Genomic DNA, 13,267 nt, shown 5'->3' on the forward strand with positions numbered 1-13,267 from the left:
CGCCGATCGTCAACGATCCAGCATCGAAACTACCGGTATCAAATGTTACCGTTCCGTTCGCGCCGCCGGCGGTGTTGCCAATATTCTCGCCGATTGCCAACGAGCCAGCTTGAACATTAGCGATGTGCCCTGCGAGCAATAAGCTTGAATTGCCGCCGGCTGAGGTCGTGCTGTTTTGACCGCTTACAATAATGTTCGCTGCAGCCGATCCGCCTCCCGTGCCGGCGATGCTGACCGACGAACTGGACCCAGAACCGGACGACCATGTTATCGAGCCACTGGTCTTGCCCAGGCCAATGTTGATGGTATTAGCCTGAAGAACATTCGTTCCTTGGCCTAACGTCAAAACAGATTGGCCGACATTGTTATCAGACAGACTGTTGCCGACGTCTATTTCAGTGGCGTTGATGGAGTTGGCAGGCATGCCCGCCGTGGTGTTGTCAGCCAAACTCAATAGTCCGCGAGAATTTGAACCGTAACCAACTGCAAAAATGCCGGTGGTGTTAACGCTGACGCTAGTCAGTGGCGACATATCTGAATTCGTCGTATCTTTAGCGCCAGCGGCGTTGTTGCTGGGCTGCCCGACCATAAAGTTTCCAGTTCCAGACACAACTAACGAGCCCCTCCCGGTAAAATTCGTCGTATTGTCATAGGTGAATCCACTTGAATTGGAAGAACCAATGAGGAACGCGCCGTTGACGGTTAACGTAGTGCCTGTGGGAATCGTGACTGTACTGGTGGGAGTGGTGGAGGTATTGGCACTGAGGGCCGAAAAACTGCCCACCGCCGTGGAATTAGCCAGAGTCAAACTGCCGGTGGTAGTGCTGATCCCGCTGGCAGGAGTCGGCTCTGGTTGGCCAACGAACAGAGCAACCGTCCCGGCGCCCAAGGCATTGGCAGAACCCTGAACCAACGTGCCGGAATAAATGCCGGCGGTGCCAGTAAAGCTACTATTGTTGCCAGATAACGTTGTCGTGCCAAAGTTAGCGTTGACCTCGAGCAGACCAGTGCCAGAGATCGAATTAGCAATCGTCGGGCTGTCCGTGCGGGCGAAAATCAACGTGCCGTTGTTCGTGATAGCTGTATTCGAACTCAAGCTGCCTGTATTGAGAGTGCCGTCGTCGATTTGCAGGGTGGTATTAAGGTTAACTGTAGTGGCTCCGGTATAATTGGACGGACCGGTCAAGAGAAGCGATCCACCCGCCACCGTTAACCCGCCTGAACCGCTCTGGTTGATTGCCCCAGCGTAGGTTCCACCATTATTTACAGTTAGCGTACCCGTTTGCGTTAGCACCGCACTGGAACTTGTCCCGTTAAGCGTGGCGATTGCTTGGCTTGAGCCAAAGGTCGTGGTTCCATTGTTAATCAGGTTGGTCGTGACAGGAATTATTCCGCCGCTAGCGACAGTGAAGCCGGTTCCGCTGGAGTTGGCTACGTTGACCGTGAGGCCGGCACCGGTCAACGAACCACCAGAATTCACATTTACCGCGCCGTTATTGTTGATGTTAATCGCAGTGGCGGCAGCAGAGCTTGTAGAATTGATCGTCAGCCCACCTCCATTGACAATGACGTTGGGGCTAGCAATCGAGCCGCCGGAACTGAGAATTAGCGTTCCTGATTGAACTGTTGTATTACCCGAGTAGGTATTGACCGTCTGGAGCGTTACCGTGCCATTGCCATCGTTGCTATTAACAGTTAATCCGCCGATTCCACCGATGCCATTGCCCGTTGTGCTGCTAATCACATAGGGATGGGAGACGTCATTGGCAAAGGTTACAACAATACTCGACAAAGCACTTGGGGTGACCGGAGCAACAATATTCACATTCGTATTTGAAGGGCTAGCGCTATTATCAAACGTAACGGTATCAAATTGTTTGAATACACTGGGGCCAGTTCCATTGTTCCAATTTTGAGTATTGTTAACATCCCATTTCCCCGAAGACAAATTTCCGACCCATGTAAGATTGCTCGGACTAAGAATTTGTACTTGCAGCGTGTTGCCGACTTTGGACACCGTGAACTGCGTTCCAGACACGATATATGGATTACTGAAGACCAACGAATTGCTCAAGGTTCCTGCACTATCGTCCAAAATTGTGTACGGAGAAGCACTCGGGCTGGGAATACCCGAAAGTGCAAATGCTAGCGAGCCCGATGTGAGTGTTGCATTTCCGCCAACCACAATTTCGCTTAGGCTGCCGCCATTCAAAGTAAACAACAAACCGCCAGTACCGTTCATATTTAAGCTGTTGACATTCAGAGGCGAAAACGCATCGGGAGCAATCGTGCCAGAGGTCAAACTCACTGCAGAGCTGATGGTGCCAGAACCTGCGAGTGTACCGCCATTTACTAACACTGTGCCGGGCGAAGAAACTCCGTTGTAAAGCTGGGCGCCGGAAAGCTGCAAAGTTCCAGAGGTAATGGTGGTGTTGCCTTTGTAGCTATTAATTCCGCTGAGTGTTTGCACGGTGGTTCCGTTGGTGCCTGCCATTTTCAGGCCGCCGTTGCCTGTGAGCGATCCGGAATAACTTCCACCCGCCGTTCCGATGTTGAGAGTGACACCATTAATGCCTCCGGTGTCTGTCAGCGTGATCCCGCCGCTACCCCCTAGGCCGCCGATCTGATAGGTGTTGAGTGCAACTGGGCTGAAGGCCACGTTGCCGCCATTCATATTGATGGTACTGTTCACCGCTGGCGTCGTACTGCCAAACTGCACGATGCCGTTATTCACATTTGTCGTGCCGGTATAGGTGTTGTTACCGCTCAGGATCAGCGTTCCAGAATCGCCCATCGTCAGTCCGCCAAGACCGCTTGTGCTGCCGCTTCCGCCGTTGGCAAAGATGCCACCGCCGCCGAGGTTCTGAATTGTTCCGGTGTTGCCGGATGTGGGCATATTGAAATTGGAAACCGGAATAGCGGCAGTGCCAATCGCGAAATTGGTGGCCACCGCGCCGCTACCCATATTCAAAGTGCCGCTACTGAAATTGATATTTCCAGTAGTTCCACTGCCGGTGGGGCCCACAGTGATGTTAGTGAGGATATTTGCGGTACCAACGCTGAGATTAAAAACCCCCGTCGTGCTGCCGGTGCCTGAAGAACCATTGCTGCCCAGGACAAACGAGCCGCCTCCAGCCGAGTTCACGTTGAGGATTCCGCCGCCCATCGTCAACGTGCCGGTGGTAGTTCCCAGGGCGGCCCCCGTTCTTTGCCCCAGGATGATTGAAGTAACGTCGAACGTCCCTGTGTCGAACGATACGGAACTCGAGACAGTACCGGCGGTACTGGCCGCAGTATCCGCGCCCACGGTCAGGGTGCTCGCCATCACATCCAGCGAGTGACCGTTCAGGTTTAATGTTCCGTGCGCGGACAAGGTGCCAGCTCCGGTATGCGAGCCAACGACGATGGCTGCCCGTCCAGTGCCTGCGGCATTTCGGAGAGTAAATGACCCACCCGATCCGCTGCCAAACTGCACCGTGCCGTTCGACTTCACTGTTCCAATGAACAACGTGGGAGTCCAAATCGTGTTGGTCCCGGTCCCACTTAGGTTAAGAACAGCAGTTCCTCCATTACTCGGGCTTCCGCCGCCGACGCTTACGCCGGCTGTGGTTGAAGTCACCTTGATGGTATTCGTCGCGGCAGCCAATGTCATAGTGGCGACAACGCGATTTCCCGTGGGGGTTGTCGTTGAAGTGGACTGGTTGCCGCCAATGTCAGCTTCCTGGCCAGTAAACGAAAAGGTATTCAGGCCGGATAAATCCAACGTTGCGGTAAGCGCCGACCCAGGCGCATTTGTAACGCCACCGATTACTAAAGTATTTGTAGTTCCGGTATCTGTCAGGCTACCTGTCCCAAGAGTGGTTCCAGCAATGGTCAGCTTGCTGGTTGAGGCGGCGGTCGGGTTGTAGCCGCCCACCAGAATGTTGCCATTGACCGTCAGCGTGCTGTTGTTGCCAAGTTGGAGCGTATCCCCCGTAGCATTGTTGATACTGGAAGTAAGTGCGGCAAATCCTGCGTTGGCATTAAGCACCAGCGTTGCGCCGCCATTGCCGTCTGGCGATGATGTTGGGCCGCCCATGAACAGCGTACCGGTGCCGGTAATTGCAAAATTGAATGTTTCCGTTTGGCCACTTGCCTGATCGATAAGAGAACTCGTCAGCGCCAAGGATTGGTCATTTGCCCCAGAATTGCTGGTTAGCGTATAGGCGTTTGCACCATTGACAAAGTTCAGCGTGGCAATCGAAAAAGCATTGCCAAGGTTATCATCGCTGGGGGAACTGCTATTGCCGGTGCTATCGAATATCAGCGTATCGCCGGTAGCGGGCACGGCATTTCCGCCAGTCCAGTTGCCACTGGTTCCCCATTCAAAGCCTGACACGCCCGGTCCCCAGGTCTCGGTTGCAGCGAAGGCGGTGGTCGCGGCTAAGAGCAGCCAGCCGAGCAATGCGGTCCCCAAAGTTGCTTTTACAAAATTGGCCTTCAACCCCGATGCGCGCACAAAGATAGCACGTAGCATTTCTAAATCCCTCCCCGAGTTTACCGCTTCTTAGATGTTGCGATTACGAGTGATTAGCATCCCCAAAATCAATCCGGCATACTAAATTCCGCAATAGAGACGGCCAATTACGAAAAAAAATCCTCCGGATGCAAATAATTTGCCACAAGCCTGCTTCAAACCAGCCTCGATTCGTGCGGTATCTGCAGAAGATAAGGACCTATTGCCATAGGAAGGCCGTTTGCGGCGTTCTTCGATCTCGCCAGTTATCCCGGCTTACAATCAAAGATCAGCGCAAATAGACCTGCCTTTGAATGCCCGAAGGTCAAAATATGATTGGGTTAAAAACCAATGTTTGCCTGAAAGAATTTCGAGATTCTTTGTGATTTTTTTCGTAACTCTTACCCCATGCGGCGGATAAATAGGCGGTGGTTTATACTCGATGCGATTGAGATTACAGAATGGACGCGAGTCGCTATACCAACCCGGATGACGCATTTGTTGAACTTCTGGCAAAAAACCAGGTTCGGCTGCGCTCCTACATCGCAACGCTTGTCCGCGACAGCGGGGCAGCCGACGATTTACTGCAAGAAGCTAGCATGGCCCTTTGGAAAAATCGAAAAGCGTACGATTCTAATAGGGATTTTTTCCGCTGGGCATGCGGTATGGCCTTGATCGAGGTACTTCGTTTTCGCCGTAAAGCTGCAACCGACAAGTTGTTATTTGACGAAGCACTCTTAAATACCCTCGCCGCCGACTATATTAAGCACGTTGAAGATTGGGATCGGCGTGAGATCGCCTTGAGCGGATGCTTGCAAAAACTTTCTGCCAAAGATCGATGGTTGCTGGATGCTCGCTATCGCTCCGATGTAACCACCGCGCAAATCGCTCAACAATTGGGCAAGCCACTGAGTACGATTTATAGCTCGTTGTCGAGGATCCGAGAAACCTTGTTCCGTTGCGTGCAAAGTGCGATTGCGCAAGAATCGCACCCGTCTATTTAGGCAGATTGGAACGGTCATGTCGACGAATTCCTCGCTATCATCGGCTAATCTTGACGGTGCGAAGCTTCGCCAATTAATTTCCGCGTGGTGTGACGGCGTAATCAACGAAGCCGACCTGCAACAGTTGCAGGCATCGCTTTCTACGAGTGACTCTGCGCGGGAAATATTCCTTGCCTTTATGCAGATTCACGCACATATGCAAGGACATGCCAAAGCAAAAGAGTATTTGGAAACGTTTACTTCTTTACCGCTGAAAATCACCGACTGCTCCGATTCTACTCTGCCGTCAGAATCGCCGGCGTTGTTGCGAAAGTATATGCTCTCTTCCAGCCGAATTTATCGCTGGCGCTGGGGATGGGCTGCCTTGTTGCTGATTGGAGTGTTTGGCTGGAATTTTGTAGAAAGGACGCGCGAAGATGCACCCCGGCCTAGTGCCAGTCAACTTGCTGCTGAAAAAGCCCATTTGGCGAGTCCAACTCTTGAATCAGATCGGCCTCCGATCGTCCTGGCACGAGTGACCGATCACTCTGAAGACTGCCAATGGTTTCTGGACCAAGGCAGCCAAACGCAAAGCGAACCTCCCCAAAGCATTTGCAGTGGGGAAACGATTCGCGCGACTAAGGGAATGATGAAACTTACCTTCACCAATGGCACCGTAGTCACTTTGCATGCTCCGGCATTGTTTCAAGTAATTTCCAATATGCGTGCCAGAGTACTGTTAGGTACTGTAACAACGCGAGTGGCTGAAGGAGCAGAAGGCTTTTCCGTGCTGACGCCGCGAGCCACGGTCATTGATTTAGGCACCGAATTTGGCATTCAGGTCACTGAGGTGGGCGCAACCGATGTTGTGGTCTTTAAAGGAGAAGTCAACCTAGATTACGTTAATCAAGAAGAAGGAATCGCTCGGCGGCAACGACTCCGTATTGGCGAAGGGATGCACTTGGACGCTCTTGGAACAGCAAGCCGAATTGTCGCAATTACCGATGAGCGCTATTCTGATTCACCCTCAAGGGATTCTTTGCGGCGACCGCCGGTTATTACCGCTGTCCGTGACAACATCCTGCGTGATGCTTGGAACTATTATGAGATTGTGCCAGGCGCAATGAGAGAAGACGTCAAGGCGTTTGCCGATCGTGAAGCGCACGAATGGAATGGCGTTACGACCAGAGGGATGCCGGCTTACTTGCTGGGTGGCGACTATGTCAAAACATTTAATAACGATAAAGTAAACCACGATATTGAGATTTCAGTAACGCTCAATCGTGCCGCAAAATTGTATGTGCTATTCGACAAACGTATCCCGCCGCCACAATGGCTAACGGATAATTTTCGCAATACAGGAGACGAAATCGGTGTCGATGAAGGCCCTTTTTATGTCCACGGAGTGTGGTACACGAATCATCATCCAGGCGTTGGGCCAGGGGTTAGTGTTGATAATGTTTCGTCAATCTGGGTGCGTGACGTGAAGGGGCCCTGTTCGGTTAAATTAGGACCGACGGAATCAACCACTGTCGACATCAACATGTATGGAATTGTTGCTGTCCCCACGAGCGGTAGTGCATCAAATGACCAACAGGCTAAGGCTCGTTAGTTCCTTCATGTCTGAAATTTGGACATGAGGTTTCATCTTTCGTTTACTCTTAAGATAGCTCACGTCCTGCGTGTTCAACAGTTGCGCTTCTAAACCTGTTCCCGCACGCTTGGTTTTCTTATTGGTTGGTGGATGCCTGAATGTAATTGCAAGGTGCTGCAGCGCGCACTAACGGCTTCAATCCACACCTGCGTCGACAACACCGCTGCGAGTGCGCCGCTCTTCGTCGACGAACGGAGCTAACCGGTAACTGGCCAATCCATAAACCAGACTCAGCAATTCATCGAGGAATTGCGAGTACTGGGTTTCATGCCTAACACGGAAGCCATTTAACCGACTCGTCTCCGCCGAATTATCTCGGTGTTAATCACAAAATCCAGCAAGCGCCAAGCCTCCGTACGCTCGCTGTCAGATTGTGTATAATATCCTCGGTTCCAATGGTGAGGACTCCAAATCCCGTGGCTTGCGGAGCAGAATCAGCGGCAATTTGATGTTGTCTTCGGAAACCAAGTCCAACGCAGACGCCGAGCCTGTCCTCAGTGGCATCGGCAGAACCGCGCCAAATTACGAGGCAGTATTGATTGTCTCATTTGGCGGCCCCGAAGCTTCTCAAGACGTCATCCCTTTTTTAGAAAACGTGTTGCGGGGCCGCAATGTTCCGCGAGAACGACTGCTTGAGGTGGCGAAGCATTACGAATATTTTGGAGGCGTCAGTCCCCTGAATGCGCAAAACAGAGAGCTGGCGGCCGCACTCCAAACGGAATTGCAGCGACACGATATTCATCTGCAGGTTTATTTGGGCAATCGCAACTGGCATCCCTTTTTGGCCGATATCTTGCGTCAAATGCGCGCCGATGGGGTGCGCCACGCACTGGGGTTTTTTACCTCGGCATTCAGTTCGTATTCCAGCTGCCGTCAATACCTCAAGAACATTGCCGCCGCACAGGCTGAGCTCGGTGCTGATGCACCGCGGGTGCATAAGCTCCGGACGTATTTCAATCATCCTGGCTTTATTGAACCAATGATTCAGCGCGCTGCAATGGGTTTGAAGCAAATTCCAGAAAAAGATGGCCGACGGCGATCCGCCCGTTTGGTCTTTACGGCACACAGTATCCCGCTGGCAATGTCCGCGAATTGCAGTTATGAACTGCAGTTGCGCGACGCCTCCCAATTGGTGGCTTCGACAATAGGACATGACGATTGGAATTTGGTGTATCAAAGCCGGAGTGGTCCATCATCCCAGGCATGGTTGGAGCCCGATATCAACCATCACCTTCGAAAACTAGCAGCAGATGGTGTGCACGATGTTGTAGTTATTCCCATTGGTTTCATTTCCGATCATATTGAGGTCCTTTACGATTTGGACCTGGAAGCGAAAGCAACGGCCGAAGAATTGGGGATCAATATGATCCGTGTTGGAACAGTGGGAACTGATGTACGATTTGTGAAAATGATACAAGAGTTAATTATGGAACGAATGACCGAAATGAATGATCGACCTACTCTGGGAAAACTTAGACCTTGCCCTGATGTCTGCGCAGAAGATTGCTGCTTAAGCGGACGTGCCGCGATGTGAAGACTGCGGAAGACGAACTGATCGGCCACTTTCAATTCAACTCTGCTTTTTTATTCCAGCCTACTATCAATGCAATTACGCCCGTTGAGTACAACCGGAATCGAAGTCTCCGGTGTTGCGCTTGGCACGTGGCCAATGGCGGGTATGACCTCGCTGGACGTCAACGAATCTGACAGTTTGGCGACCATTGCCGCTGCCTTGGGCGCAGGAATCAATTTCTTCGATACGGCATATTGTTATGGTAGGCAAGGAGAAAGTGAAAAATTGTTGGCTCATGCCCTGAAAGAGCGGCGTGCTGAGGTTGTGATTGCAACCAAGAGTGGAGTTCATTGGGATGTAAATGGCCAACGGGTTTCCGACGCGCGGCCTGCTACACTTCGGAAACAATGCGAGGAAAGTTTACGGCGGTTGAACACTGACCGGGTTGAGTTGCTTTATCTGCACGCACCCGATCCACAAGTCTCGATAGCCGAATCAGCTGGCGAATTGCGGAGGCTAATGGAAGAAGGTAAAACCCGGTGCGTCGGTATCTCGAACGCTAGCCTGCAGCAATTGCGCGACTTCGTTGCAGTGTGCCCTCTAAGTGCATACCAACCTTGTTACAATATGCTGCAGCGAGAAATTGAACTCGATATTCTTCCTTGGTGCCTTGAACACAATGTTGCCGTATGCGTGTATTGGCCGCTAATGAAAGGATTGTTAACGGCAAAATTTGCTCGAAATCATCAATTTGATTCACAGGATGGCCGGAAAAAATATCCCATGTATCAAGGACAGGAATGGGAAAAGACGCAAGATTTTCTAGATGAGCTTCGATCGATTGCTGCCGAAATCGGTCATAGTGTACCTCAAATCGTGATAAATTGGACAATTCACCAGCCCGGTATCACGAGTGCCTTATGCGGCGCAAAGCGACCTGTGCAAATTCGCGAAACCGCGGGCGCCATGGGCTGGAAGCTCTCCAGCACATACATCGAGCGGATCAATCAGGCCATTGAACAGCGCGGCAAAATTGTTTCTCGCACAGCGGTATGAAACTGACTACAGACTTATTCTCATGCCGCGCGTTTTACTCACTGCATTTGAACCGTATGACCGCTGGAAAGCGAACTCCAGTTGGCTTGCACTTGTACATCTCACTCAGCATTTGCCGGATCATCCCCAAATTACCACACGGTTATATCCCATCGATTTCTTGGCAATGAAAGAGCAGTTGGCAGCCGATTTATCAAGCAAATTCGCTTACGTTTTGCACTTGGGGCAGGCTCCTGGAAGTTCTCGAATTCAACTGGAAGCGATCGGGCTAAACATCGGCGGCTCCAGCAGCCAATCCCCCGATCAATACCGCGCACTAACCGACGATGGGCCCGTAGCCTACCTTAGTGAGTTGCCACTTTCGGAATGGGCAGTGAAATTGCGGCGCGGCGGCATTCCGGCTCAGGTTTCCTATCATGCGGGAACTTACCTTTGCAATGCAACACTGTATTGGTCACATTATCTCGCCTGCAAAATGTCGCTTCCAACTCGGTCTGCGTTTATTCATCTGCCACTGGACATTTCCCAAGTCGTGAACGAGCCACATGGCACCGCATCGCTGCCGGCAACTGTTTCTGCAAACGCGGTACGATGCATCTTAGAGGAGTTAACTTAATGGTTGGAACTTTTGTAATCGCAGGTTGCGTCTGAGAAACAGCTGCTAGCCAGCGGGCTCTGCATGTGTCGAAGGTAATTCACTTGGCAGTATTCAACACTTCCGGATTCACTACGTTTTCCGGTACACTTCCTTGCAAACGCGTGGCAACTTGTTGTGCCGTACGGGACCGTAGATTTTCCAGCGACTCGACGGATACAAACGCCGCATGCGGCGTAACAATGACGCACGGATCGTTAAATGGGGGCTGCGTAAGATCTGGTGGTTCGGGATCCTGCACGTCAAGCGCCGCACCCGCTAATTGGCCAGCCTCCAAAGCCGCGGCCAAAGCGGCATGATCGATTAAACCACCACGAGACGTATTGATTAAATAGGCCGACGGTTTCATCCGCGCCAAACGAGGCGCACTAATCATGCGCTTGGTCTCAGGTGTTAAAGGCACATGGAGGCTGATGTAATCGCTGATCTGCAACAATTGGTCGAGTTCGCACCAGTTAACGCCAGTCGGCAATTCGTGCTGGCTCTTTCGCGCACGACCTGTTGCTAATACATTCAATTTCAGACCAATGGCCTTCTCCGCCAATCGCCGGCCAATATTTCCGAAGCCAATAATGCCTAGCGTCTGACCTTCGATTCGACGTAAAGCGGGACCGGCCTGTAAATTGTAACGCCCCTGCTTAGTTTCGTAGTGATAGAATGCGGCTTTCCGCGACAACGACAGAAGAAGCGCTAGAGCGTGTTCCGCTACCTCAACCACGCAATAATCTGGCACATTGGTTACTACAATGCCGCGACGAGTGGCCGCGGGTACGTCGATATTGTCCAATCCTATGCCCAAGCGAGCAACAATCTTGCATCGTTCGGCGGCGGCAATTACTGATTCTGACACTCTGGCCCAGTTGGTCATAATGGCGTCACAATCAACCGCTAAGCGAGCGAGTGCCTCCTCATCTTTCCGCTGGGCAACAATTAACTCTGCATCGACTGCATTCAAAATACCACGTTCGATATCTAAGTCTGACCATGCATAATCGGTTAACAATACTCGACGCATAATACAGGGTCCGCAAGGAAGTTGGTGGATGGAAGTAAACACCGCAAATTTATGCCGAATTCTTTATGAACGCAATGGTTGCGGTTCTCCGCAATCTTGGGTAGTGCGACCTGGCTAAGCGCCTTCGAGACGCTTAGGGGGCTAGGGTTTTGCGGAAGCAAATGTGCGTGAGTCTCGGTTTTGCGTATCCGATGATTGGCATTCATGCTGCACACCAGCAGTAGAGATAAGTTTGATGAACCAGCGGTAAAGGGGCAAGAGATGGACTGTGCCAATGATATAGCTGTTACTGTTTTAATGGTCGAAGATGACGCGGAGGACGTGTTACTGATCACCTCCGCACTGAACGAATCCGAGCGCGGACCATTCAAAATACTGCCGGCGCCGACGCTGTCGGATGGACTCGACTGCCTCAAAAAAAACACGGTCGATGTCGTGTTGCTAGATTTATTTCTGCCGGATAGCGAAGGACTAGAATCGTTAATGATGATGCGCCGCGAGTTACCCGACATTCCCGTCGTAGTTTTGACCGGTTTGGCCGATGAACAAACTGCCATCGAATCACTTCACAATGGGGCGCAAGATTATTTGGTAAAAGGCACCGACAATGGTGCGCTAGTGCGCGGCATCCGGCACGCGATTGAGCGTCAACGATTGATCACCTCGCTGCGCGGCGCCAATAAATTACTTTTCGAAAAGAACGAACGCTTGGTGGAATTGTGCGATACTGCCCACCAATTTGTTGACAACCTCTCACATGAATTTCGCACGCCGTTGACAGTTATCAAGGAATTCTCGTCGCTACTGCTCGATGGCATCTGCGGTCCAATGAATCATGAACAACGACGCTCTGCGCAAGTTATTTCCGACCGGGCTGACGACTTGGCATGCATGGTCAACGACATGATGGATGTCAGCCGGTTAAAGGCAGGCATCCTAAGCATGTGGCGGCGACCAACACGGTTGGCCGAAATCGTTCTTCATATCCGACCGATGCTGGAACGTCGAGCCGCTCGAGGTGAAGTTCGTTTGGAAATCGACAACTTCGATAATTTGCCCGCCGCCTTCTGTGATGCTGGTAAAGTGGGACAAATTATTACCAACCTCGTTCTCAACTCGATTAAATTTACCAGTCCTGGTGGTTGTGTGAGGCTCTGGGCACATGTGGCCGACAACTCGCAACTGAAGATTGGGGTCACCGACAATGGGCACGGTATTGAACAAGATAAGTTGCAATTAATCTTCGATCGCTTTACACAGCTTAATCACGAAATCGCATCTAGTACGAAAGGAGTGGGGCTAGGTTTAGCGATTGTAAAAGAGTTTGTTTGTCTGAACCTGGGCGAGATATCAGTCGAAAGCAGTCTTGGAAAAGGAAGCACGTTTGCGTTCAGCCTGCCGCAGGCGAATTCTCTGGCGGTGTTCGATTGTTATTTTCCTGGATTGCAAGTGCGATCCAGCACTGATTCGATTGGTTTATTGCAAGCGCGCTTGAAAAATGAGTTCGACCCGTCCGTCCTACCCGTAGTCGACGAGTTCCTGCAACGTACGGTGCGGACGCAAGATGTCACGTGGATGAAATCGGCAGGTCGATGGCTAATTCTAATTAACGGATCTGCGGAGGTTGCCACGGATGCTATGAACCGTATCCGCGCGGAGTGGACAAGCACCTGCCGAAATTGGATCCATGGTTGTTGTCCCGAGCTAACAATACAAAACTGCGGCAATTGGCCCTTGGCACAGGCTCATGAGTTACGCATGAGGTTTGGCACGACAGTCGACGCACTTGAGTCAAAAAAACAATTAAATTTGAACGTGGCATAAAGCACAGTGTTTCGCAGGAATACATGCCTTTGACCCACATGTAGTTTATGGAAGACCTAAGCTATGTCAATT

At 51.4% G+C, this 13,267-nt stretch carries 8 protein-coding genes; 6 read left to right on the forward strand and 2 right to left on the reverse strand.

Going from position 1 to position 13,267, the window contains the following annotated elements; all coding sequences use genetic code 11:
• A partial coding sequence (locus tag VFE46_16805; GenBank protein ID HZZ29660.1) for an autotransporter-associated beta strand repeat-containing protein occupies positions 1-4,516 on the reverse strand: 4,516 nt, incomplete at its 3' end.
• A gap of 440 nt (positions 4,517-4,956) precedes the next feature.
• On the opposite strand from VFE46_16805, the gene VFE46_16810 reads away from it, so the two are divergent.
• From VFE46_16810 to VFE46_16830, 5 genes are all read left to right on the forward strand, one after another.
• Positions 4,957-5,499 carry a sigma-70 family RNA polymerase sigma factor gene (locus VFE46_16810; protein HZZ29661.1) on the forward strand — a complete coding sequence of 181 codons (543 nt, stop codon included), beginning with the start codon at positions 4,957-4,959 and terminating at the stop codon, positions 5,497-5,499.
• A gap of 16 nt (positions 5,500-5,515) precedes the next feature.
• A complete protein-coding gene (locus tag VFE46_16815; protein HZZ29662.1) occupies positions 5,516-7,090 on the forward strand; it encodes a FecR family protein in 1,575 nt (524 codons plus the stop codon).
• Positions 7,091-7,580: 490 nt separating this feature from the next.
• Positions 7,581-8,666 (forward strand): ferrochelatase, encoded by a 1,086-nt coding sequence (locus tag VFE46_16820; GenBank protein ID HZZ29663.1) that lies wholly within the window; start codon positions 7,581-7,583, stop codon positions 8,664-8,666.
• Positions 8,667-8,735: 69 nt separating this feature from the next.
• Positions 8,736-9,701: an aldo/keto reductase gene (locus VFE46_16825; protein HZZ29664.1), complete on the forward strand. Its 966-nt coding sequence runs from the start codon at positions 8,736-8,738 to the stop codon at positions 9,699-9,701.
• 22 nt (positions 9,702-9,723) lie between these two features.
• Positions 9,724-10,317, forward strand: a complete 594-nt coding sequence (locus VFE46_16830; protein HZZ29665.1) for a pyroglutamyl-peptidase I — start codon at positions 9,724-9,726, stop codon at positions 10,315-10,317.
• Between the two features lie 79 nt (positions 10,318-10,396).
• Here VFE46_16830 and VFE46_16835 read toward each other — a convergent pair whose 3' ends face one another.
• Positions 10,397-11,371, reverse strand: a complete 975-nt coding sequence (locus VFE46_16835; GenBank protein HZZ29666.1) for a C-terminal binding protein — start codon at positions 11,369-11,371, stop codon at positions 10,397-10,399.
• 204 nt (positions 11,372-11,575) lie between these two features.
• On the opposite strand from VFE46_16835, the gene VFE46_16840 reads away from it, so the two are divergent.
• Positions 11,576-13,195, forward strand: a complete 1,620-nt coding sequence (locus VFE46_16840) for a hybrid sensor histidine kinase/response regulator (GenBank protein ID HZZ29667.1) — start codon at positions 11,576-11,578, stop codon at positions 13,193-13,195.
• Positions 13,196-13,267 lie beyond the last annotated feature (72 nt).

Source organism: Pirellulales bacterium (genome assembly GCA_035656635.1).
Taxonomy (GTDB): Bacteria; Planctomycetota; Planctomycetia; order Pirellulales; family JADZDJ01; genus DATJYL01.

Coding starts and splice junctions, on each gene's coding strand:
- VFE46_16820 (HZZ29663.1), top strand. CDS start 7,581: ATGTTGTCTTCGGAAACCAAGTCCAACGCAGACGCCGAGCCTGTCCTC.
- VFE46_16835 (HZZ29666.1), bottom strand. CDS start 11,371: ATGCGTCGAGTATTGTTAACCGATTATGCATGGTCAGACTTAGATATC.
- VFE46_16810 (HZZ29661.1), top strand. CDS start 4,957: ATGGACGCGAGTCGCTATACCAACCCGGATGACGCATTTGTTGAACTT.
- VFE46_16825 (HZZ29664.1), top strand. CDS start 8,736: ATGCAATTACGCCCGTTGAGTACAACCGGAATCGAAGTCTCCGGTGTT.
- VFE46_16830 (HZZ29665.1), top strand. CDS start 9,724: ATGCCGCGCGTTTTACTCACTGCATTTGAACCGTATGACCGCTGGAAA.
- VFE46_16840 (HZZ29667.1), top strand. CDS start 11,576: ATGCTGCACACCAGCAGTAGAGATAAGTTTGATGAACCAGCGGTAAAG.
- VFE46_16815 (HZZ29662.1), top strand. CDS start 5,516: ATGTCGACGAATTCCTCGCTATCATCGGCTAATCTTGACGGTGCGAAG.